Raw genomic sequence first — 23,342 nt, forward strand, 5'->3', positions numbered from 1 at the left:
GTCTGGCAAAGCTATACAGCAGTAATTCGGTACAGCCGCATATCGTCTTGCTCTAAAACCACTTCAAAGCCAGGGGTGTCGTCGCGTATGGCGTCGATGCCCTTCCATTTTGTTCCACCCTCATACGTAAACAGATACTTGCGATCAAGATACGGCTCACCTTGGTCAAGCTGGATAACGTAGGTTGCGCCAATCGCCCGCACAGCATCCTTGACGGCATCGTCATCGGCGATTCGATACAAACCATCCCTGATGGTCTTGCTTTCGGGCTTTTCGTCGGGGATATCGTATTCGCGCGTATAGCGATAGTACGTCCTCAGCCCATCAGCAGCGAACGCAAACGCAGACCCGTCGTCGGGAACGTTTATCACAAGGGCGTTTGGCTCGATGAGAACCTTGGCCTGTTGAACGAACTGTTTCTCGCCTGCATCGTACACAGCAAGTCCGTTGTTCACGGCTCGTATACCTTCAGCAACCGTCTTAAAGGCGACATCACCTGACTGAGAGCCAGGTGCTGCGACTCCAGGATAAACCGTTGCCGCAACAAGCATTGCAGCTATTACGATCGCACCTACCCGTTTGCAATTCGAGCTCACGGTGAAACGCGTTAATCTGGTGACCATCTTCAAAAGTAAATGCGCCAATGCCCACAAACCTAAACTTGCCAACACCATACCAACAAGCGAAGCCATGGCGCCACATCGCCAGGGATCCGTATACCAAAAGCCTCCAAGGATGTGCTGCAAAGGACCATCGGAATACGAGTTGACAACGTAAATCGCGCAAGCAAAAGCGTACGAGAATGAAACCCAAAGATATTTGCGGTAAATCAATGTTGCCGCGACTCCAAACAACACCAAAAACGCCAGCACGATTTGCGAGCCATCTGCCATAAAGCCAAGGACCAAAGCATCCTCCATAGCTTCGTGTCGCGTAAATTGCGCAGGCCATTCGTGTTGCACAACTGCTTGCAGGAATGGGGCGTGATAGCACGTCATCCAAATCGCAACAATGCCGACAAGCGCAAGCAAAGCGAATGCGATTCGAAAACAGACGACACCCTGATGATTTTTCATCCTCTGGAAACGCAAGGGAATCTGAGAAGCCTTCCAAATGCAGAAAGGAGACAAGATGACCGCTAACGTAAACACTGCATTTGGCTGCGCAAAAGCCAGTGAGCACAGAGAGACGGTAAATAGACAGCCTGAGATGACCCGGTCTTTTGCTGATGCATTCTCCCCCAGAAGCAAAAGGAACAAGGCCACGGAACCATGGACCATGCTGAACGCAGAAAGATTCGGATACAGAGGGCCAAAATACAAAAACATCCAAGGGAACGCAGAGAATATCATCATGCACGCCGCACCGGCAAACACAACGTGCTTGCTCCCATCAAAAGCTACACGCATAAACAGAAAAACGCTTGCGGGGAACACCAACGCAACGAATACGAAATTAGCCACATTTTCTGCAAATGCAGCTGAAACCCCTGTAGCAGTAGCGGCCAAAGCAGCAATCGAATACCAAGCAGTCGGGTAAAACCCACCAGCTGGCAAAGGCGCAATGGCTAAATCGTCCGCCGACGAATACAAAGAGCTAGAAAAGGGCGACCAAATACCCGAACGTACGAAACTTTGAATCGAGCCAAGGTGACTGATATTGTCGTATTCCTGGGCATAATTATCCGGAGATCCCAGAAACCAAATAAACAAAATATAAGAGACTACGACTCCAACAGCGAGATACCCGATAAGGGTCAGAGTATCTGTGCTTATCCTGGGAAAACGAGACGAACGGCCCCATTCTGAAAGACCCAATCGAAGAGATTTACTTTGGGCGCTTTTGCGAGCTCCACAAGCGAACAAAACCACCGAGACGACCAAATAGGGCAGGAACAAAGATACCCAAGAAGAAGAGATGCCGAACTGCGCATACAGCAAGCCGAGAAGAACGTAGACCGCAACCGAGATTAACGGAGCGCTTGAAACTGCAACGATTCCGTCAATCCGAAAACCACGCAATACAAGATACGACGGCAGGAACAACGACAATGCGACGATAGCCGCTGCTATAAAAAACAAACCCCACATGGGAAAGCCTTCCTTATGGTGATTAACAAGCAAACGTATATTTTACGTTATGATTAACTTAGTTTGGCAAATTACCAACTGATTGCGCTTTAAATAACGCAAGTGGAAAAGGACGAACATGAGCGAATCGCTTGTATCGGTTATCGTGCCGATCTACAACGCAGGCCCCTATCTGGAGCAGTGTCTTGACAGCATCACGGGGCAGACGCATAGGGAACTCGAAATCATCCTGCTGAACGACGGCAGCACCGATGACTCGCTGTCCATCATGCAACGCTACGCGGTCTCGGATGAGCGCATTAAGATCATCGACAAACAAAACCAAGGCTACGGCGCCACATGCAACCGCGGACTTGCCGAAGCTACGGGCGCGTGGATTTCCATCGTGGAGCCCGATGACTGGATCGAACCGAACATGTACAAGGACATGTTGGCATTCGCGCAAAAGTTCGCTAACGAGGGCACGCCCCTCGACATCGTAAAGACGCCGTACTGGCGTATTTGGATGCCCGACACCAAGGGGCAACAAAAGCTGAACTGCAGCTACAAAAACCGCATTCATCCCGACCATCAGCCATTTGCAATCGCGGACGCTGCGCATCTGCTGTGCCACCATCCATCCATCTGGTCTGCCGTCTATCGCAAGTCATTTCTGAACGAGCACAACATCCGTTTCAAAGAGATCCCCGGTGCCGGCTGGGCCGACAACCCCTTCTTGGTGGAAACGCTGTGCCAAACCAACCGCATCGGGTACTTCGACACCGCCTACTATTGCTATCGCGAGGAAACGCCCGAGAAGTCCAAAAAATTCGCTCACACGAACACGTTGCTGCCGCTTGAGCGCTGGAACGATATGATGGACGTCCTAGAGCGCCTGAACGTTACCGATGAGCGCATCCTGCGCGCGCACAACAGCCGTGGGTTCACGTATCTGTCGGGCATCATCGAGGAAGTCGACCTCACGCATGACGATGTGCGCGAAGCCGCTAAGCACATGTTTGAGCGCATGGATGCAAACTTGGTATTCACAGACAACGAGGTGTCTCCCGGCATGAAGCGTCTGTACGCAGGTCTGCGCGGCATCCCCTGCCCCAAGATCAACCCCCTCCCCCACATGGCAGGATTAGTTGGCCAAGGCGTATACAACCTCAAGAACACTGGACTGGTAAACACTTTCTTCGCAACAAAGAACTACCTAGTAAAACGAAGCAGGCGCGAAGGAAAATAATCAGAAATGAACAGCAGGTGGTTAATCATGGCCCATTAACCACCTGCTCAAATAACGGGCCAACCGATTAGCCAGCGATATTTCTGTATTTTAATCTTAAAAACAATGCGCACAGGTGTCTTGCGATATTGAAACCAAATACCTTTACGATTCTCCTAACAAATACAACCGATGGATTATCAGAACAGGCTAAGACCGGCAACAATGACTTCATCTTCTTATAGTCAGAATCGCTGGGATGAATATGAACGATGGAGCTTTGCCCAATCCAAACAGAATAAGGGTACGCGAGAAAGGATCGAAGCGCTATTTTCACATCTTCAGTCAAGTCTAAGACATTAATATCACTCGCCAGCTCGAGGCAAACACTAGTTAAATCATCAACCTGTTGAAGAGAAAGAGGCTTCGAGGTTTGCGCATATTCATGCCCTTTTCTATACGCGTAAAACGGATTGTCACACCATGCGATGGATTTCGCCCGCTGAATTACTTTGCCCGTCCAATACGTATCCTCGTTTCTCATCCCTTCGGGGAATAAAATCCAATCGCCATTCGAAGGTTTCACAATTTTTGAAGAACAGGCTTTCGTCCAAACAGCAGAACACAGATACCCTTTAGAGGTTAAAATCTTCAACGCATCTGCATAGGAAAGAGAGTCAACATACTGAGATAAGGACGTATTTTCAACGAGCGGAGCGTTTGGGACGGCACCAGAGAATACGAATGATTGAAATGCAACTAGATTAGCTCGTGACTCATTCAAAACATCGAACAGCGACTGTAAAGCAGCCGAGGATACCCAACAATCGTCATTATCAATGAACGTGATATAACTTCCATTAGCATTGCGTATACCAGTATTTCTTGCAGCCGATGTTCCTGCATTTTCCTGATAAATCGTAATGAAACGAGAATCCTCAGAACTGTAAGCTTTGCAAATGGATAGGCTGCCATCAGAAGAACCGTCATCAACTAGAATGACCTCATAATCAGTAAAAGACTGGTTCTTGATGCTATCGAGACACTCACTGAGATATTTTTCAGAATTATATACAGGAATAATAATCGAAAAAAAAGGTTTAGCCACTCTAATCTCTTCCTACTACCAAGGATTGCTCAGTCCTTCGCAACTGTCGGCATGCCAATAGAACGCAGAGACATCCATACAGCAGGCCAGCACCGAATCCAATCGAAAGAGCAAAACTAACTCCATTGGATTCAAACGGCCAAATCAAAAAATAAGATAAAACAATTGACACAAAAAAGCTAATCGCATACATCAGGCAATTTGCTTTTGTGCGTCTAATCACAATTAAGACATCCCCAACGAACCAAGATAGGGCAGTAATCACAGTACAGATAATGAGCGGAATCAAAAGGTCTGCATGATTTGCCATATCGGCTCCATACAACACCTCCAACAGCGATTTTCCAATAACTACGAAAAGTAAAATCGAAGCTATCATGATAACGCCCATTGCCAGAAGAACCTTACCAATAGTTCCTATAAATTTCGATACATTTCTATCGGCAAAGTGTTCAGCAAGAACGCCAATCAAAGGAGCGTAAACATACTGTGCACCCATTTGAATAATCGCTACTGGAGCTGCAACTGAAGCGTAAATGCCCAGAATCGATGGCCCATACATTTCTCCAAGCATTTGTCGAGGTATCGATGGAGCAGCGCTAGAAAATAACAGCGCAATTACCATCGGAAAGCAAATCCCGAATAATTCAAGTATGGTGCTTTTAGAGAAATTGGGCCGCAACGACTCAGAAAACTGTCGACACTGACGAATGTCATATAAGAAAATAATCATGAATGTCGAAATCGTCATCAGCAACAAAGCAGCAGTCAAGCTCCTAAACAACACCATGCCGCCTACGAAGCAGATCAGCGAAAAAGCACCACGCATGATTAGACTCTTGCCGATAATATCCATGCGCATATGTCTTTGGTCAATTCCGTGGTAAACATCAACGATAATCGGGCCACACGAAAATAAACCGTAGCAAAACACCACTGGCAAATCAGAATATGAACAAGTTGCAAAACCGTACACGAGCATAACGACAAGCGACATTGTAACGGTCAGAATCCTCATACCGATATAGTCACCCGAAGAGAATCGATTGTTAACGTCAGAAACCTGATAGGTTCTGACTTTAAAGTAACCAATAGGACTGAAAACATTAGATACAGCCATTCCGAGTGCAAGCGCCCCAGCATCCTCATATCCAGTTGACAGGCGCACTACGAGTATAGTAATCAGCCATTGGCAGCCCAAATAGACAATTGATCCAAAAGAGTTCCAGAACATATTAGCTTTTAAAGAAAGACCCTTCTGGAGATCGCTTTGCACAAAACCACCTTTCGTCTATCACCAAATGATCGCGCAGAACTAAGATTCAAACTCTAGCAACTTTGGCGCATGATTTCTTCTCAAGTGCTCAGGAGGAAGCTGGTTCCAAGTATCGCCATAAAGCGATTCCAGAAAACCAATCGGGTTTGCCGGTCCAAAAAACTCTTCCCCCTCAAAAATGATGGGCTTAGGCGGAAGCATCATTGTCTCAGGGTAGGCCTTTGAAAGCGCATACGACATGACAAGAAGGCACTTAGCGTGATCATCAGTATTCGCACTTCTAGCTACCTCATCGAATTTTGCATTAATCGCCTCAGCCGAGAAAATATGCTTAACAACATAGTGAGCACATCGGCATAAGACTTTCTCGATCGACCCAAGAACTCCTTGGTGAGGAACGACGATATGACCTGAGCAGCGAAGATAAGACAAACTTTGCCACAAAAAGCAGCAACGCCTTTGCTTTTTCTCTTGCGTCGCATTCGAGCTCAAAGCATCATATGGAAGCACATCGATGAATACGCCCATCTCAAATCCGGCATCCTCAGTTTCATCATTTACAAACCGAGTTCCCTTCAGCATAACTTTGGTAAATTGAGCCGATTGGTACGGATTGTTCTCAGGGTTGGAAACGAGGTACCCATCACCAAGCTCATCTTGAGCAATAGCCACAAACCGATCATAATCCTCGCGTGGCATTCCAATGTCGATATCATCATCCCATGGAATGAATCCTCCATGGCGAACGGCACCAAGAACCGAACCTGAGTCTAAAAAGTAGGTAATGTCATTCTCTCGACAAACCTTATCAACATCCTTCAAAATGCCCAACTCAACAAGCTGGAGCTTCCTCAACACCTTCGGGTCGTATTGCATGGCGCCCACTTTCCCATCAATTATTAGCCATGACACAATTGGGCTGCTACGCCACACAACGCAGCAGCCCAATAGCAAATCAGCAATCACAGGTTAAAGCGATTTGACGTACTCCGTCATCCGCATTTCCCAATCAGCCGGGATAAAGCCGGTTCCCGCCAGCTTGTCCAGGGTCAACGCCGAATGCGTCGGGCGCGGAGAGATTGGGCTCTTAGCGCTGGCGTAGTATTCGGAAGTCGATACGGGCTTGACAGCGTCACCGTTGCCGTTGCGCAGCTCGAACACCTTCGCGGCGACTTCGGCCCAGGACGCCACGCGGGCGGAGCCGGTCAGGCTGTACGTGCCGGGCTCGCACGGGCTGCTCGGCTCCTTGTCGCCACCGCGGTAGCCGAGCAGCCAGAAGATGCCCTCGGCCATGTCGCGGGTGAAGGTCAGGCGCCCGAACTGGTCGTCAACCACCGTCACCTGGTTCAGCGCGTCGCCGGGGTCGGCGCAGCGGTCGGAGAGCGCCGCCATGGTCTTCACGAAGTTCTTGCCATCGCCGATGACCCAGCTCGAGCGCACGATGTAGTGCCTGGGACAGTTGGCAACGGCGATGTCGCCGGCGGCCTTGGTCTGGCCGTAGACGCCCAGCGGGCTGAAGGGCTCGTCCTCCGTGTGCTCCTCGACGGTGCCGTCGAACACGTAGTCGCTCGAGACGTGCACAAGCGTGATCCCGTGCTCGGCGCAGACTCTCGCCAACAGCGCCGGGCCCTGGGCGTTGGCGGCCCATGCAGCCTTCCTGCCCTCAGGGGTCTCGGCAGCGTCGACGGCGGTGTAGGCGCCGCAGTTAATCACGGCGCCGTAGAGCGTCCAGTCGACCTTGGAGTAGCCGGCGGGGTCCGAGAAGTCGAACTCGTCGCGGTCGCCGAAGTCGAAGGAATCGGCGATTCCCCGCTCCTCGGCGAGCTTGCGCACCGCGCGGCCGAGCTGGCCGTTCGCGCCGGTGACGAGCGTGCGGCGGGGCGCCATGGGGATCGCGTCCTCGAGCATCGGGTGGTGCTTGTCGGCCTCTGAAAGCTCGCACTCGTCGAGCGGGATGGGCCAGTCAATGCCGAGTTCTGGGTCGGCGAGGTTGACGAACGTGTAGGTCTTCTTGAGCTCGGCCGACCAGTGGGCGTTCACGAGATACGTGTAGGCCGTGCCGTCCTCGAGCGCCTGGAAGGAGTTGCCCACGCCGCGGGGCACGTAGATGGCCTTGGAGGGGTCGATGACGCACGTGTAGACCTCGCCGAAGCTCTTGCCCGGCCGCAGGTCCACCCACGCGCCGAAGACCGATCCCGTGGCCACCGAGATGTACTTGTCCCAGGGCTCGGCGTGGATGCCGCGCGTCACGCCGCGCTCCGCGTTGAAGGAGATGTTGTTCTGCACGGGGCCCAGATCGGGCAGGCCCATGCCAATCTGCTTGGCGCGCTGCCAGTTCTCCTTGAACCAGCCGCGGTTGTCGCCGTGCACGGGAAGGTCGAACACCAGCATCCCGGGGATGTTGGTGTTCTGGGCCTTCAGTTGCTTCTCGAACTCGAACTCAGACATGCCGCCCCCTTACTGGCCCTGCGCCTTGTAGCGCGCCTCGGTGGCCGCCTTGGCCGGGCGCCACCAGGCCTCGTTGTCGCGATACCACCCGATGGTCTGCCTGAGGCCCTCGGCGAAGTCGTTGTGCGCCGGGCGCCAGCCGAGCTCGGTCTGCAGCTTGGTGGAGTCGATGGCGTAGCGGCGGTCATGGCCGGGGCGGTCGCGCACCCAGTCGAAGTCGCCGGGGTCCTTGCCCATCATCTCCAGGATCATGCGCAGGACCGTGATGTTGTTGCGCTCGCCGTCGGCGCCGATCAGGTAGGTCTCGCCCGTGCGGCCCTTCGTGAGGATGGTCCACACGGCGCTCGAGTGGTCCTCGGTGTGGATCCAGTCGCGCACGTTCTCGCCCTTGCCGTAGAGCTTGGGGCGCACGCCGTCGATGATGTTGGTGATCTGGCGCGGGATGAACTTCTCCACGTGCTGGTAGGGGCCGTAGTTGTTCGAGCAGTTCGAGATCGTGGTGCGAAGCCCGTAGGTGCGGGTCCAGGCGCGCACGAGCATGTCGGAGGCCGCCTTGGTGGAGCTGTACGGGGAGCTGGGCCTGTAGGGCGTGGACTCGGTGAAGCGCGCCGGGTCGTCGAGCGCCAGGTCGCCGTAGACCTCGTCGGTGGAGACGTGGTGGTAGCGGATGCCGTGCTTGCGCACGGCCTCGAGCAGGCGGAAGGTGCCCTCGACGTTGGTGCGCAGGAAGGGCTCCGGGTCGGCGATGGAGTTGTCGTTGTGGGACTCGGCGGCGTAGTGGACGATGGCGTCGTGGCCGGGGACGATCCTCTCGAGCAGCTCGGCGTCGCAGATGTCGCCGACCACGAGCTCCACGCGGTCGGCGGGCAGCCCCGCGATGTTCTCGCGGTTGCCCGCATAGGTCAGCTTGTCCAGCACCGTCACGTGCACCTCGGGGTGCTCCCGCACCACATGGTGCACGAAGTTGCTGCCGATGAAGCCGCAGCCGCCCGTGACGATGATGTTTTTGGGCTCGAAAGTTTCAGCCACGCCATCCTCCTTGAATAGAAACCCTCTATTGGGAAATTTACATCTTTGCAATCTTCAATAGAATACCAGCCAACATAGCAGCTTGGCAGAATTGCACTGCATATACAGCAAAACGCCCCCGCACAAAGCGAGGGCGTTTCAGATAACATTTAACGACGCTTATTAACGAACTCGCCTTCGGCGACACGCTTCAAATGCTGGCCATAAACCGATTTGCCGTATTTCTTCGCACATTCACGCAGTTGATCAGTGTCAATCCAATCGTTCTCCCAAGCAATCTCCTCGGGCACGCAAACAGGGATATCCTGGCTGCGCTCAACTGCACGCACGAACTCGCCTGCCTCGTAGAGGCTCTCCATGGTGCCAGTGTCCAGCCATGCGAAGCCACGTCCCAAAGTGACGACGGACAAGGTACCGTCCTCCAGGTACATGCGGTTGAGGTCGGTGATCTCCAGCTCGCCGCGCGCAGAGGGCTCAACCTTCTTGGCGAGCTCGCAGACGCGCGAGTCATAGAAGTACAGGCCGGTGACGGCGTAGCTGCTCTTGGGATGCTCGGGCTTCTCCTCAATGGACACGGCGTTGTAGTTCTCGTCGAACTCCACCACACCGAAGCGCTCGGGGTCGTCAACGTGGTAGCCGAACACCGTGGCGCCCTTGCCGGACTCGGCGGCCTTGACGGCGCTGCGCAGGTGGTCCCCCAGCCCGTTGCCGTAGAAGATGTTGTCGCCAAGCACCAGCGCACAAGGCTCGCCGGCGATGAACTCCTCACCGATGATGAACGCCTGCGCAAGACCGTCAGGGCTAGGCTGCTCAGCGTAGGACAACTTCACACCGAACTGGGAGCCGTCTCCCAAAAGACGCTCGAAGTTCGGCAGGTCCTGTGGCGTGGAAATGACAAGGATGTCACGAATGCCAGCCATCATAAGCACTGACATAGGATAGTAGATCATCGGCTTGTCATAGATGGGGAGCAACTGCTTGCTCGTGACTAACGTAAGCGGATACAAACGAGTGCCAGATCCGCCGGCAAGAATAATACCCTTCATATAAATCCTCCTCAGCAATAACCAGCACCATAAATACCGCCATCGAACACGATGGCGGCACCCGAAGAAATGCCATGGATGAATAGCATCATCCATAACACTCTTATCTTATCGTTTCGCAGATGCGAGGTAATCATTAAAGCTCCAATCGCACGAAAAGCCTACCCCCTTTTCAGCCAGTTTTCAGCGTTTGTTATGAAAAGACCTAGCAAACCAAACGTGCACGCAAGCCTAAACTCGCAATATGCTGCAAGTTGCGTCATACTTCAACAAGGGAAAATGCTAAAGCTACAAGGGAGTACGCAGATATTCATGGATAAGTGCAACAGCAGCGCAACGCCAAAGCTGAAAACGCTGCTCGTCATACCAGCGTATAACGAAGAAGACTGCATCCTCAGCGTTGCTAAAAAAATCGAATCTGCCGGCTATGATTACATTATCGTGAACGACGGTTCAACGGATTCGACTCTAAGAATTTGCAAGGAGAGCAACCTGAACGTCCTGGACCTTCCGCGAAATCTCGGGATTGGCGGAGCGGTTCAAGCGGGGCACAAGTATGCCCTTCGGAACGGTTACGACGTTGACATTCAGGTTGACGGTGACGGCCAACATGATATCAGCTACATACCTTTGCTTATCAAGGAGATCGAAGCTGGAGCAGATTTGGCTATAGGATCACGGTTCTTAATTCAAACCGAGGGCTTTCAATCCACCGCAATGCGCCGAATTGGCATTAAATGGCTATCGTTCATGTTGAAGCTTCTGTACAAGAAGAACATCACCGATCCTACATCTGGTTTCAGAGCGAGCGGAAGACGCGCACTGGAGCTGTTCTCACGAACTTATCCCATCGATTACCCCGAACCGGAATCGATAGCTGAATCGTTAAACCACGGGCTAACGGTGAGCGAAGTATCCGTAGAAATGAAAGAGCGGGCCGGCGGCACCTCATCGATTAAAGTGTTTAGCAGCGTGTATTACATGATCAAAGTCAGCTTGGCGATTGCGATGTGCCGCATAGAAAAGCGCTCAGAAAAATAGGAGTGGCAATGCTCACACATACATCCATAATCTTAGCAATACTGGGATTACTGCTGTTGATATACATCATTCGCCTGGTCTCTAGTAAGAGACTCTTGCTAAGTTATTCGCTGCTGTGGGTGTTTCTTGCAGTTATCATCACATTATGTGCCTTATTCCCTACTCCGATATATTGGCTTGCAGACGCAATCGGTATTGCCCTTCCGTCTAACTTTATCTTCATAATCGGAATCATTTGCCTGTTAGTGATATGCCTTTCTTTGAGCGTGATCGCCAGCAAGCAAACCGCATATTCGAAAACACTCGTGCAAGAGGTAGCTTTGCTTCGCAAAGAAGTTGATGCAATTAAAGCAGAGCAGCGAAATAATCGTTAGTAATTACTCGGAGAGAGCATGCGCAAAACGTTATTCATATATTCCGCTAATTACTTACCGAATATTGGCGGAGTCGAGAAGTATACCCATAATCTGGCAAACCAGCTTGAGCACTTGGGAGTTCACGCGTGCATTGTTACGAACAACGTATTCAACCTCGCAGAAGAGGAGACGCTCGAAAGCGGAGCAACCGTATACCGCCTACCCTGCCATCCCCTAATTGGAGGCAGGCTTCCTGTTCCAAGGCGAAATGCTACTTTCGACAAGCTTCTGAGGCGAATCTATTCTCAACCGACCGACTATTTAGTTATCAATACCAGGTTTTACCCTCACACGTTTCTCGGTGTGAAGCATGCCGAAAATCACAATATAAAGCCAATTGTGATTGATCATGGATCTGCATATCTGACATTGGGAAATCCCATAATCGACCTTGCTGTAAAGGCCCACGAGCATATGATTACCGCCTTACTGAAGCGCCATCCAATTGATTTTTATGGCGTTTCAAATGAAAGCGTTAAGTGGCTCAAAACATTTGGGATTGAAGGAAAAGGTGTCTTGAACAATTCGATTGACGCTGACAGCTATTACGCAAGTGCGTCAAATCGAGATTTCAGAAACGAGCTTCAACTAGCTGATGATGATTTCCTGGTCTCATTCACAGGCCGTTTGATTCCCGAAAAGGGCATTAACGAATTGTTAGATGCCGCGAGGCAGTTACGCAACAGGCCAAATATAAAGTTCGCGCTTGCAGGCGATGGCCCTTTGATGAGCATGCTCGAAAACAATAACCCTGGAAACCTTACACTTCTTGGAAAACTACCGGCTGAAGATATTGCCGCGTTATTGATCTCAAGTGACATTTTTTGCCTGCCAACAAGATCAGAAGGGTTCTCGACCTCGCTTCTCGAAGCGGCAGCATGCTACACGACACCCATCATCACCAACGTTGGCGGTGTGCCGGAAATGATTCCGAGTAAAGAATATGGCGTTATTCTCCAAAGTCAATCAAGCACCGAGATTGCAGAAGATATCGTCAGCATTCAGGAAAATCTCGAACGAAATAAAATATTAGCGCGAAACATCGGAGCAAGGGTTCGCGCAGAATTCTCGTGGCAAAGAACAGCAGAAAAAGTACTGCAAGCATGCCAAAAGGCAAACTCTCGCTGATATAGAACATGTGGTGGCTGGTGAAATTTCTAGCGTATTCACCAGCCACCACATTGGCAAGTTAGAGCTATTGCAAAACTATAGAAAAGGTTCTCATCATATAAAGGCAATTGAGAACGACAATTGAACCAATCATAAGATTTGCGCTATTGATTTTAAATGACAGCGAGTTAAACCGACACCCTAACATGAACAGTGGTAAAACTGGTAAAAAGTATCTCCCTTGAATCCCGAGGATCACTGGTTCCGTATCAAACGTCCAACCGAGATACATGGAAACCATTACTGCTAACCAAGCCAGCAGAGGTACAATCAGGCAAAGAATTCTCAATCGTCCTTCCACACATCTTTCCTGATCAGGATCGCATCGAATATACGCCAGAAACAAAATCGCGAGATAGGCAAACACAATGTAGCTTGGCGCTACGATAGTGTTCTGAAACCAGCCCAAAGAGCCCCCAACTAACGTTTGAACATAAAAATCCCCTGTCAACAACATAGATCCCAAAAATAATCCGATAGTGGCTACAGGATCGGCCAATGCACTTTGAAGCGTATAAAAGTGGCCAAATTCATCCCCGCGTTGATCCAGGCCAGAAGAAGGCCCTGTTGCCATAGACGAAACCGAATTAAGCTTTGTAAGCACAAAGAGGAAAACAACTCCGGCACAAATACCAACTTTGAAAGCAAGCATTTGCTTGCGGCTAGCAAAACAACGCCGAGGAGCAAATAATCCAATAAGCAACGAAGCACAATACACGAGTTTACAGGGAACGAGCAATATCTGCAGTATCACAATGAAGGCCAGGAGCTTATTAGTCGCCTGGTTTTCACTTATCCATAGCCGCAGCAATAGCGCAATCGACAAAAATGATAGGCCGATAGTGCCTGCATCATATGAATAGGACGCGCAGATATGAAGCGTCATAGGAAGAAGGCAAATGACCTTTAATCCATTTTTGCCGACGGGAGTCAGCCTGATAGCCATAAGAGCCAAGACAGCGAACAGAATGAAATTTAATACCCTCCCTAAATAGAAGGTAACCACAGCATCAAAACCAGCCAGTCTTCCCAAACAAATTCCAAGTACTGAAGGCAATTTGATATAGAACGGATTTTGTGCTGAATTTAATGCCCCAGGACTCACCAACACCATGGTAGTCTCATGACTACCAGACGCCTCACCCAAGGAAGCTATCGTCTTGGAATACATATCAGCAGAAAGCTCATTCGCTATATACAAGTCAGCATCAGTTTGCCGCATTTCCAGCATGGTGTTTTCGTAATCAACCTCACCACCAAGTATGAGATCTGAGTAATAGTATGAAGACCAGTAATGAAACGTTTCATCTGGTACAGATCCAGGAGTAAACGCAAAAGTGAAAAATATACCAGAAATGAGCAGCACCGCAGCGAACAATTTTGTTGATTCAAGCGTGATACGTTTAAATAGCGCCAACGCGATGAGTGTGATAGCACCAATAGCAATTAAACCAAAAATGGTTAGATACATCCTCGAATGGCAATTAGCATAGTAATACATGTAAATCAGCAAGATTGCCGCTGATGACAATACAATCTTGCTTATCTTTATATAAAAAGTTTTCTTTTCGCTTCTCGCGTTAATCATTATCTAAATCCGTATCCATTCGAATAGAAGTGCGCGCTTTGCTATATTTTGCACCAGCTCGGAACATAGAAAACCGACGTGCTAGCTGTCCCGAAATACGGATCACCGCTGCAATAATATTTGCTCCAACGAGTCCTGAGCTTGCCTTGTTCCTCTATGAAACGACGCATATTATTCCCTGACGAATCATATCCTCGACTGATAGATTCGTAATGATAGAGCTTCGCATCTGGGGTAAACACGACAAGGCGATTGGTGTCGCGAACCCTCAGGCAAAAATCAACATCATTGAAAGCAACTGCAAAATACTCATCGAAACCGCCCAATTCCTCAAACAACCGCTTCTCCACCATCATGCAAGCAGCAGTTACCACGGAAACATCCTGCGTGAGAACAGCACGTCGCATGTAGCCGGGATCATCTGCATCGATATTGTTGAACACATGAATTGGGCCAGCGACATCATTAACGCTCTGACATGCTATCATCAAAACGCCAGCATGCTGAACAGTGTTGTCGGGATAGAGCAATTTTGCGCCAACCGCACCGACGTCTTCCCTTTGGCAGATCGACAGCATCGAATCAATCCAGTCTCCAGCTATAACCTCTGTGTCATTGTTAAGGAAGAGAATATAATCTCCATCCGCCTGACCAACGCCAAAATTATTGATAGCGGAATAGTTAAACTCCTCTTCCCATTTCAGCAACTTAATGTTAGGGTATTCGGACATCAAACGCTCATAGCAGTCAAAAGTAGAGCTTTCGGTACTATTGTTCTCAACTATGTAAATATTGAAATTCGAGTAGGTTGTCTTCTTTTCGATAGAATCAACGCACCGCGTGAGTACCTTAGCGCAATCTTTGTTTGGTATAACGATGGACACCTTAGGTTGTCCGGAAACAGCATACTCAACTCGATAGAAACAAGGTTTATCGGTTTCACAGGCAGTTGCACGGATCCCCAGTCGATTCAAATGCTGCTGAAGCGCTTTCTGTCCCGCCAAAGTTGCATATGATTTGTTTCCAGCATCCTTAGCCGTAGAGGTATCACTAATTCTCCAGTGATACAAGACATCCGGAACATGGTGAAATTGCTCCGTAAGCTCTGCTAACCTTAGCACGAAATCATAGTCTTGAGCACCATCGAACTCTTTTCGAAGCTTTAAGTTCTTTGCTAGCTCCGATCTCACAGTAAGCAAATGCGTAATATAGTTATGGCATCTCAACAAATCAATATTCAAATCTGATTTGAAATGCGGCGAAGCATACGTACCGGATTCAGTAAGAAAATCTTCATCGCAATAAAGAACATCAATCTGCGGATTGGCTTCAATCGCCTTCGCATATTCATATAGCACGCGTTCATCCAGCACATCATCATGATCAAAGAGCGCAATATAATCGCCAGTAGCAGCCTCAATACCAATATTGGTATTATCGGCGATACCAAGATTTCCCTCTAGCGTTATAACCTTTATTCGAGAATCTTGAAGCGCTTCCAATGCTGCACAGAGTGATTGGTCTTCCGGTGTTGCATTCACCAGGAGCAGCTCCCAATTCGTATATATCTGATCCTCAACGGACTGAATCATCTCGTTAAGAAAGCGAAGAGGAGTATGGAACAACGGGACAACAACGCTAAATGCGGTATTACCCGTTCGAACAAAATCATTTGGCTTTAAACCCCGAGAAAAGCGTTTCCTGGATTCAACGCTCCTCTCATAGGCAACTGGACCAGTGCATCGATAGAACAACGGGTTATATCGATCAGAAAACAAATCGATAGAGCATTGATCAAAACAAATGAAGCCGGATCTGCTGAGGTTGTCCGCAGCTGCTACCAAACAATAAGAAATGCATTCCTTGGAAAGACGAAGGGTAAAATCAATCTCGGTACGCTTCAAACCCAAGGCAACCGTAGAGGAGGTCCTGCCGAATACGATATCCGCTGCGTCTACCTTGCATCCCTTGTTATCTAACAACGACAGAGAGAGTCCACTAGCGTTGACAGGAGCACAAACGAAGCCTTTGATAATATACTGCTGTTTTTCGTAGGATTCAACAAACGTGGTCAACCGAATATGGATTTGATCCGAGTAGGTGTAATCATCTATGTCACGTAATGCCGATACAGTTTTAAAATCAAGTCTATAGTTAAGCCTCGATAGCCATTTAATCATGAATCGACTAATAGATTTTTCGGTCTTGGCTATCTCGTTACCTTTATCATCAAACACCACAGACTCAATGATAATTTTATCCGTATCCAACAAAGGCGTTGCCAGCACGTAGGTTCCCGCTTTTTGATACCTGTAGGACTCAATTGGCAACGGGACCCCGTCTTCAGAGCGCGCCAAGAAGCGAGCATGCGCATATTGCTGACTGCAATGGACAATCGTTTCAATATAAGCAATGCCATCGCCGCGGCATATTTTCCCAAATGAGATATGCATGTGATCGAATCCTTATAGAAAAATAGCAATCAAACAACTAATTATGCGATAGAAGAAGCAAGCATGGCCTGCTCCTCGGCGCCAAGCCCCAAGCGACCGCCGACAAACAGCAACCGAGAAACGGAACCTGCATGAGAGGCGAGATAGTCAAGACATGCCGCCTCGCTATCAAGGTTGGTTTTATCCATCATCATTAGCGCGGAATGATTCGCACCACCACAGCACCCAACAGTTAATAGCTCAGGCCACTGATCGAAATCGCGAGAGGCAATCATCAACTCCATTCCAGAACCCGATCGCCCGATAGAGGGCATGAAGTCGAAGACCATCTTAAAGACCTCGAAGCAAGTATCTCCCCCACCAGCAGCAATTAGATTGGTACGCAAGCCCGCTGAATCGAATTTGTCCTGGAATTTCGATGCTCCGGGTCCAACAAGCGCAATGCGATTAATATTCGCTGATGTTAATGAGGCAATGATGGCAGAGCAATCTTCCTGCCATGGATTCAGCACGAAAACAGGAGCATGCTTGGCATACGTCATCGGCGAAAGCAAAAGCGATTGGGAATTGTCGGTGAAATCGACCACATACGCTTCGTCGCCCCATAAGCCATAATCCCTACCATAGTCGAATGCTTGTTGAGATAGGTCAGTCGCCGTAACGCCCTCGCCGAACGAAATAACTGTTGGCTTCCATGAATAAGATTCCAGCTGGTCGATAACCTTATCTTCCGGGCCATCGGACCTGAAAACGAAAATCTTATCGGGATGAAGCTCAAGCAATGCATGCTCTGCCGATTCGGATAACTTCTCATTTCCCCCGCATGCGACAATTGGGGCCCCTAGGGCACCAGCAAACCCACTTGCAACAACAGCATTTGCATGCGTCGAATCACCAACCAAACATACAGAGGAAGCCTCACGGCCCTTCCAGGACTGCAGCATCATTCGATTATTTCTGCTCCCAGAATTCTCGCCTTCGACAACCGAATAGCGACTCTTCAACTCGTCATCGTCTTTAGCTAATGCAGTTTTAAGAGCATCGAGCACACACTCTTCCGATTCTTTGCTGCCGGTGCGTCCTCCCAAGCCCCCATAAATTCGAGCAACGTATCCGGCATCGCCCATCAACCGCGTATGGCCCTTTTCGATCCAGATAGCTTTGTTGCACAAACGGGCAATCTGATCATTGCTATGCGAGACGATCAGAACGGTAACCCCGTGCTCTTCAATAAGTTGCGTGATACGGTTTTCGCACTTTCGTTGGAACATAAAGTCGCCAACGGAGAGGACTTCGTCCACTACGAGGATTTCAGGGACGATAACCGTAGCGATGGCAAACGCGATGCGCGACACCATGCCTGAGGAGTAGTTCTTAAGCGGCATATCCAGGAATTTTTCCACCTCTGCAAATTCGACGATCTCATCGAAATGCTCGTTGATGAAGTCCTTTGAATAGCCCAATAACGCACCGTTAAGGTAAATGTTCTCGCGCGCCGACAGGTCCATGTCGAAACCAGCACCAAGCTCGATCAGCGGGGCGATATTGCCATTGACCGTGCATTTTCCTTTGGAGGGCTCAAGCACTCCCGCAATTATCTTCAGAATAGTCGACTTGCCTGAGCCGTTGGTTCCCATGATGCCGAAAACGTCGCCCTTTCGCACTTTGAAAGAAACGTCGTCCAGCGCTTTGAATTCCTCAAAGAACAGCTTGCCACGCGCAATGGCAATCGCATACTCCTTCAGATTATTCAACTGCTCGCTTGCCATATTAAACGACATGGAGACATGCTCCACATCGATCATAACCGGGCGATTATCCTCTTCCTCAGCCGGCAGCTGATCGGAAGAAAGAACGCTCGTGTTCACATTTTCCGGCATAGCCACCCACTCCTAAACGTAAAGAATGAACTTCTTTTCTTGCTTCTTGAAAACTGCAAAACCCACTATAAGGGCACCGACACCGCAAAAAAGGCAAATGGCAATCTGCTCAAGAGTTGGCGCTGAGCCGTACAGTGCAATCTCACGGAAGAACGACACATAGTAGTACATAGGGTTTGCATTCATAATCGGAACGGCCCATTCCGGCAAAATCTCAACGGGGTAAAACAGCGGCGTAGCGTAAGTCCAAGCGGTTAGCAGCACGCTCCATAGGTGCATAACATCGCGGAAGAAGACCGACAAGGCAGCCAGCAAAAGACCAATTCCAAGACTAAATAGGAAAATCGTCAGCAAAAGGAAGGGAAGCCAAAGGATGTTAACGGTTGGCACGACCTTGAAGAACAGCATAACCGCTACAACAGCGATAAGCGACACCATGAAGTTCACCAGCGCAAATGACACCTTTTCCAGAGGAAACAATGCTTTGTTAATGCGAATCTTCTTGATAAGCGGAGCCGAATCGATAATCGAGCTCATTGCGGAAGAGGTAGCATCAGACATGAACGTGAACAACGTCTGACCCAAGATCAAATACAACGGGAAGTTCTCGATGTTAAAGCGGAACACCGTAGAGAACACAGCCGTCAGGACGATCATCATAAGAAGAGGGTTAAGGACCGACCAAAGAACGCCGAGCATACTACGGCGATACTTTAACTTGAAGTCTTTCGACACAAGCGAACGCAGGATAAACCAATCGCGTTTAACTTGCTTCGTGCACAAAGCCATGGACGTAGCCACCTTAATCGCGTACTGAACTAACCCTTCGAAAAGGGAATCGGCGTTGACGCCATTCCTGTATACAGTATCAGAACTGCGAGGCCGTGATGCATTCCCCTTGAAATACGCATTAGACACGAACGCCTGATAGCATGCGTAGCGCATGAGCATATGCAGCATCTAGTATCATAAGCACTGCATCAACCGACTGGAGGACCCATGCCCAAAGTATCAATCATCATCCCTTGCTACAATGCAGAGCGCTACCTTGCGGATACCGTTCAAAGCGCGCTTGCGCAAACCATGGGCGACATCGAGGTCATCTGCGTTGACAACAACTCTACCGACGGCACTCCCAAAATCCTCAAGGAGCTCGCCCGCCAAGACCATCGCATCGTTCTCGCAAAGGAATCCGAGCCAGGCGAAGGCCCGACGCGCGACCACGGGCGAGCCCTCGCAAGCGGCGAATGGCTCTACTTCCTGGACTCCGACGATATCATGGAGCCGACCTTGCTCGAGCACGCCATGCACCAAGGCGAGCAGGACGATTCCGACATCGTGATATTCCGCACCACGTACCTCGATGACAAGACCAGCGAGCGCCGCCCTTGCCCCGAATGCTTCGATACCTCATGGATTCGCAACTGGGCCGATGCCAGCAGGCGCGTCTTCTCCCCCGCTGACAACCCTGAGCGCATTTTCAACTCGTTTCAAAACTGGGTGCACAACAAACTGTTCCGCGCATCGTTCGTCCACGAGCACAATCTGGTTTTTCAGCACGTCAAGCGCATGGCAGACATCCTGTTCACCTGCCGCGCGCTTTCGGAGACCAAACGGATCTCGCTGCTCGACGAGTCGCTGCACTTCTACCGCTGCAACAACCAGAACAGCGCGCTCTACACCGCCGATGCAAGCCCCCTTGACTTCTACCAGGCATTTCTGGCGCTGCGTGCATCGCTGGAGGACAACGGGACCTGGCAGCTCTATCATGACTCATTCGTGAACTGGGCCGAGGAAGCCGTAGCCATGAACGTCTACCGCGCCAAATCGTTCGAATCGTTCGCGGCAATCGTCGACGCGATGAAGAGCAAAGGGCTCGCACGTCTGGACATCACGAATTTCCCTATCGAAAAAGCATTCGTCCCAATCAGACACGAATGCTGCATGCGCATAGCCGAAAAGGACCTCGCGGAAATCGCCTTCCATTATTTCGTCCTTGAACGCAGGCATATGAACGACCTGGAAACGCAACTCTCGGAAATCCGCACCTCCACTACATTCAAGGTTGGCGAAAAGCTGGTCTCCCCGTTCGCAAAAGTCAAAGATCGGTTGGGGAAATAGGACGCATGGACCGGCCCCGCAACCCGCGAAACCGGCCCGAACCTCGCCCCGCCCGGAGAGCGAGCAACCCGGCGGCGTCGCGCTGGCGCATCATCACGGCACAAAAACACTGTCGCAACCGTGCGAACGGACCCCGTTTCCCGGTCGTGCGGCCTTATCCCCGCCAATCCCCCAACTCCCACCAGTCGCTGAGCTGGTTGAGGTTTGGATTCACCGCGGGATCGTTGCTAGCGAAAAACGCCGGGTGCTTGGCGATGATGCGGCTTTTCTCTTGCAGCAACCTTGCCGCCAGGCGCGCGTCGGTCGACTCGCGGCCGCGCGAGGAAAACTCGCGATGGCGCAAAACGGCGCGCGGTTCGTACACCACCACTCTGCCCGCCTCCCCGACGCGCAGGCAAAAGTCACCATCATTGAAGCCCACCGCAAGCTGCTCGTCGTAGCCTCCCAGCTCGTCGAACAGCTTGCGGGAAACCATCTGGCACGCACCGGTGACCATGGAGTATTCCTGCGGCATGCCGGCGGAATACGCATACCCGAGCGCGTCACCGGGCAGGTCTCGGTTCACGTGCGCAAAATCGCCATTCCCGTTCGCGATCATGCCGGCATGCTGGATCAGACCATCCTCAAACAGCAGTTTTGCGCCCACAACGCCAACCTCGGGACGCATCAGATCGCCGAGCATACGCTCGATCCAGGCAGGTTCGATCACCTCGGTGTCGTTGTTCAGCAGCACAAGGAAATCGCCCTTGGAGCAGGCCGCGCCAAAATTAACGATACTCGAATAGTTAAACCCGTTTTCGCAAGGAGCACCCTCGACAAGGAGGTCGGGACTCCAGGTTTCAATGCGAACGCGCGCGTCGGCGGCTAAACGCTCGTACAGTGCGAACGTCTCCGCCTCGCTGCTATTGTTCTCGACGATGATCACTTCCAGGTTTTCATGCGTCGAACGATCCAGAATCGACCTTACGCACCTCTCGAGCAAGTCAGCATGGTCTTTACTCGGGATAACGACGCTCACCAGCGGCTTCTCGTCGGGTAGCGCAAACCTTGCATCATAGGTATAGGGCAGCACCCCGTCGCTCACGACCACCCGCAAACCTCTTCTTTCCAGATGCCGCTTAAGAGCCAACTGGCCCGCCTTGTGCGCATAGGGCTTTTGGTCGGTCCCCCCGGCAGTCGAGCCCTCATGTTCGCGCCAATGGTACAGAACCCTCGATTCGTGATGGATACGACGGGCGACCTCGAAGCATTTCAGCGTCAAGTCGTAGTCCTGCGCGCCCGCAACATCCGGCTGCGACCGCTCGGTGCGCTTAAGGGCATATCGACTGACCATCAGGAAATGGGTCACGTAGTTGTAGGCGTACAACTTGGTGAGGTTCGGATAGGTTTTGAAGGCGGGATTGCGCAGCTCGCCTTCGTGCAAGCGGTCCTCATCGGAATAGAAAAGATCGATATCAGGGTTATCGGACAATGCGGCAACATAGCGAAACAGCGCGTCGGGCTCGAGCACGTCATCATGATCGAGAAACGCCACGTAGTCGCCTTCGGCCAGCTCGATGCCCTTGTTCGTGTTCGTTGCGATATCGCGGTTCGCAATCGCCTGTATAACAATGCGAGCGTCATCCAACGAAGCCAAATAACTCTCGACCTCCTCGTTTTCCCCGCTGGCGTTCATCAGCACAAGCTGCCAATTATCGTAGGATTGCGCCTTAACCGATTCCACACAATCCCGCAAAAAGTTAAGCGGCGGGTTGAACACGGTCACAACAATGCTGATCAGCGGATGCGGCAACGCGCCAAGCGTGGAACGTTGCAGGGAAAGCTCAGCGCCCGTCGCGCGATGTGCCGCCGACCACAGACGATAGTTCTTCGACGCGCACACCCCCGAGGCAAGCCAGGTGCTATAGCCCCGCGCGGCCCGCACATCGCTGGGATACCCGCAAGCAAAAGCACCTGCTTCCGGCGCACCCTGTGGCGCAAACGTCACGCAAGCATGCTCGATGGAAGCATCCAGCGGCACCGAAACACTCACGATCCGCTCCAAAGCGCCATTGGCGGCGGAGACAGGCACAACGTGATCCTCCATGATCACAGGAGCGCAATCTACAGCCTGCATCCGCCCATCCACCACCTGCACGGCAATGGCATCGCGCGCATCGCATCGCGGGAAACGGCACACGAACCGCCACACGTTCCTGCCTTCGAATGGGTACACGCCAGTCAACCTTGCGAACGGCTCACCGGGAACCTGACGGTCGTCAAGGCTTCTCATCAGCTCCGCAAGCTCATGATTCGAATGAGAGAACAACTTCGATTGGACGGCGGAAAGCCGCGGATTATACGCCGCACGACAACTCACGCTGGCACTGTCGTTCGATGCGGGCGAGGAAAGCTCCACCGTCACGGACATCGCGAGCATAGGGACGGAAACGATGGCTATCCGCGTATCTGCAGGGCAAAACGCGCCTG

Annotated in this window: 17 protein-coding genes; 5 read left to right on the top strand and 12 right to left on the bottom strand. The window is 50.9% G+C overall.

The features are described from left to right. Positions 1 to 11 precede the first annotated feature (11 nt). Positions 12 to 2,090, bottom strand: coding sequence for a DUF6541 family protein (locus tag DW178_RS08635; RefSeq protein ID WP_118350583.1), 2,079 nt, complete (start codon positions 2,088 to 2,090; stop codon positions 12 to 14). Between the two features lie 118 nt (positions 2,091 to 2,208). Here DW178_RS08635 and DW178_RS08640 point away from each other — a divergent pair, with 118 nt between their 5' ends. Further along, positions 2,209 to 3,318, top strand: coding sequence for a glycosyltransferase (locus DW178_RS08640; protein ID WP_118350584.1), 1,110 nt, complete (start codon positions 2,209 to 2,211; stop codon positions 3,316 to 3,318). A gap of 67 nt (positions 3,319 to 3,385) precedes the next feature. On the opposite strand, the gene DW178_RS08645 is transcribed toward DW178_RS08640, so the two are convergent. The 6 genes from DW178_RS08645 to rfbA all read right to left on the bottom strand — a co-directional run bounded on the left by DW178_RS08645 (position 3,386) and on the right by rfbA (position 10,204). Beyond that, positions 3,386 to 4,405: a glycosyltransferase family 2 protein gene (locus tag DW178_RS08645; protein ID WP_158574140.1), complete on the bottom strand. Its 1,020-nt coding sequence runs from the start codon at positions 4,403 to 4,405 to the stop codon at positions 3,386 to 3,388. A 1-nt stretch (position 4,406) separates the two neighbouring features. Beyond that, the gene (locus DW178_RS08650) at positions 4,407 to 5,681 is read right to left on the bottom strand and encodes a lipopolysaccharide biosynthesis protein (RefSeq protein WP_147363850.1); all 1,275 of its coding nucleotides are present in this window, start codon (positions 5,679 to 5,681) and stop codon (positions 4,407 to 4,409) included. Positions 5,682 to 5,720: 39 nt separating this feature from the next. Continuing rightward, on the bottom strand, positions 5,721 to 6,557 hold the full coding sequence (locus DW178_RS08655) for a LicD family protein (RefSeq protein ID WP_118350587.1): 837 nt from the start codon (positions 6,555 to 6,557) through the stop codon (positions 5,721 to 5,723). Between the two features lie 93 nt (positions 6,558 to 6,650). Continuing rightward, positions 6,651 to 8,129 (bottom strand): sugar nucleotide-binding protein, encoded by a 1,479-nt coding sequence (locus DW178_RS08660; protein ID WP_118350588.1) that lies wholly within the window; start codon positions 8,127 to 8,129, stop codon positions 6,651 to 6,653. 9 nt (positions 8,130 to 8,138) lie between these two features. Further along, the gene (rfbB, locus tag DW178_RS08665) at positions 8,139 to 9,158 is read right to left on the bottom strand and encodes a dTDP-glucose 4,6-dehydratase (protein ID WP_118350589.1); all 1,020 of its coding nucleotides are present in this window, start codon (positions 9,156 to 9,158) and stop codon (positions 8,139 to 8,141) included. Between the two features lie 149 nt (positions 9,159 to 9,307). Then, positions 9,308 to 10,204: a glucose-1-phosphate thymidylyltransferase RfbA gene (gene rfbA, locus DW178_RS08670; RefSeq protein ID WP_118350590.1), complete on the bottom strand. Its 897-nt coding sequence runs from the start codon at positions 10,202 to 10,204 to the stop codon at positions 9,308 to 9,310. 312 nt (positions 10,205 to 10,516) lie between these two features. Between rfbA and DW178_RS08675 the strand changes: the two genes are divergently transcribed. From DW178_RS08675 to DW178_RS08685, 3 genes are read left to right on the top strand one after another with little or no spacing between them, the layout of a single operon-like run. Next, on the top strand, positions 10,517 to 11,245 hold the full coding sequence (locus DW178_RS08675; RefSeq protein WP_118350608.1) for a glycosyltransferase family 2 protein: 729 nt from the start codon (positions 10,517 to 10,519) through the stop codon (positions 11,243 to 11,245). An 8-nt stretch (positions 11,246 to 11,253) separates the two neighbouring features. After that, on the top strand, positions 11,254 to 11,619 hold the full coding sequence (locus tag DW178_RS08680) for a DUF2304 domain-containing protein (protein WP_118350591.1): 366 nt from the start codon (positions 11,254 to 11,256) through the stop codon (positions 11,617 to 11,619). Positions 11,620 to 11,637: 18 nt separating this feature from the next. Beyond that, positions 11,638 to 12,789, top strand: coding sequence for a glycosyltransferase family 4 protein (locus DW178_RS08685; protein ID WP_118350592.1), 1,152 nt, complete (start codon positions 11,638 to 11,640; stop codon positions 12,787 to 12,789). A gap of 67 nt (positions 12,790 to 12,856) precedes the next feature. Here DW178_RS08685 and DW178_RS08690 read toward each other — a convergent pair whose 3' ends face one another. Genes DW178_RS08690 through DW178_RS08705 form a run of 4 tightly spaced genes read right to left on the bottom strand, consistent with a single transcriptional unit; the run spans position 12,857 to position 19,541 of the window. Then, positions 12,857 to 14,419 carry a DUF2142 domain-containing protein gene (locus DW178_RS08690; RefSeq protein WP_118350593.1) on the bottom strand — a complete coding sequence of 521 codons (1,563 nt, stop codon included), beginning with the start codon at positions 14,417 to 14,419 and terminating at the stop codon, positions 12,857 to 12,859. 41 nt (positions 14,420 to 14,460) lie between these two features. Further along, positions 14,461 to 16,872 carry a glycosyltransferase family 2 protein gene (locus DW178_RS08695; RefSeq protein WP_118350594.1) on the bottom strand — a complete coding sequence of 804 codons (2,412 nt, stop codon included), beginning with the start codon at positions 16,870 to 16,872 and terminating at the stop codon, positions 14,461 to 14,463. 41 nt (positions 16,873 to 16,913) lie between these two features. Further along, a complete protein-coding gene (locus DW178_RS08700; RefSeq protein ID WP_118350595.1) occupies positions 16,914 to 18,752 on the bottom strand; it encodes an ABC transporter ATP-binding protein in 1,839 nt (612 codons plus the stop codon). Positions 18,753 to 18,764: 12 nt separating this feature from the next. Then, complete coding sequence (locus tag DW178_RS08705; RefSeq protein ID WP_118350610.1) at positions 18,765 to 19,541, bottom strand: ABC transporter permease; 777 nt, start codon at positions 19,539 to 19,541, stop codon at positions 18,765 to 18,767. A 210-nt stretch (positions 19,542 to 19,751) separates the two neighbouring features. Between DW178_RS08705 and DW178_RS08710 the strand changes: the two genes are divergently transcribed. After that, positions 19,752 to 20,873, top strand: a complete 1,122-nt coding sequence (locus DW178_RS08710) for a glycosyltransferase family 2 protein (RefSeq protein ID WP_118350596.1) — start codon at positions 19,752 to 19,754, stop codon at positions 20,871 to 20,873. Positions 20,874 to 21,027: 154 nt separating this feature from the next. Here DW178_RS08710 and DW178_RS08715 read toward each other — a convergent pair whose 3' ends face one another. Further along, a complete protein-coding gene (locus DW178_RS08715; protein ID WP_286168620.1) occupies positions 21,028 to 23,064 on the bottom strand; it encodes a glycosyltransferase in 2,037 nt (678 codons plus the stop codon). Between the last annotated feature and the right edge of the window lie 278 nt (positions 23,065 to 23,342).

Origin of the sequence: Eggerthella sp. AM16-19 (assembly GCF_003474385.1) — a bacterium.
Classification (GTDB): Bacteria; Actinomycetota; Coriobacteriia; order Coriobacteriales; family Eggerthellaceae; genus Senegalimassilia.

Bases quoted from the DNA above. Each gene is read 5' to 3' on its own strand.
- DW178_RS08695 (WP_118350594.1), bottom strand. From the start codon at position 16,872: ATGCATATCTCATTTGGGAAAATATGCCGCGGCGATGGCATTGCTTAT.
- DW178_RS08690 (WP_118350593.1), bottom strand. From the start codon at position 14,419: ATGATTAACGCGAGAAGCGAAAAGAAAACTTTTTATATAAAGATAAGC.
- DW178_RS08710 (WP_118350596.1), top strand. From the start codon at position 19,752: ATGCCCAAAGTATCAATCATCATCCCTTGCTACAATGCAGAGCGCTAC.
- DW178_RS08660 (WP_118350588.1), bottom strand. From the start codon at position 8,129: ATGTCTGAGTTCGAGTTCGAGAAGCAACTGAAGGCCCAGAACACCAAC.
- DW178_RS08685 (WP_118350592.1), top strand. From the start codon at position 11,638: ATGCGCAAAACGTTATTCATATATTCCGCTAATTACTTACCGAATATT.
- DW178_RS08635 (WP_118350583.1), bottom strand. From the start codon at position 2,090: ATGTGGGGTTTGTTTTTTATAGCAGCGGCTATCGTCGCATTGTCGTTG.
- DW178_RS08640 (WP_118350584.1), top strand. From the start codon at position 2,209: ATGAGCGAATCGCTTGTATCGGTTATCGTGCCGATCTACAACGCAGGC.
- DW178_RS08705 (WP_118350610.1), bottom strand. From the start codon at position 19,541: ATGGCTTTGTGCACGAAGCAAGTTAAACGCGATTGGTTTATCCTGCGT.
- DW178_RS08675 (WP_118350608.1), top strand. From the start codon at position 10,517: ATGGATAAGTGCAACAGCAGCGCAACGCCAAAGCTGAAAACGCTGCTC.
- DW178_RS08700 (WP_118350595.1), bottom strand. From the start codon at position 18,752: ATGCCGGAAAATGTGAACACGAGCGTTCTTTCTTCCGATCAGCTGCCG.
- DW178_RS08655 (WP_118350587.1), bottom strand. From the start codon at position 6,557: ATGCAATACGACCCGAAGGTGTTGAGGAAGCTCCAGCTTGTTGAGTTG.
- DW178_RS08680 (WP_118350591.1), top strand. From the start codon at position 11,254: ATGCTCACACATACATCCATAATCTTAGCAATACTGGGATTACTGCTG.
- rfbA (WP_118350590.1), bottom strand. From the start codon at position 10,204: ATGAAGGGTATTATTCTTGCCGGCGGATCTGGCACTCGTTTGTATCCG.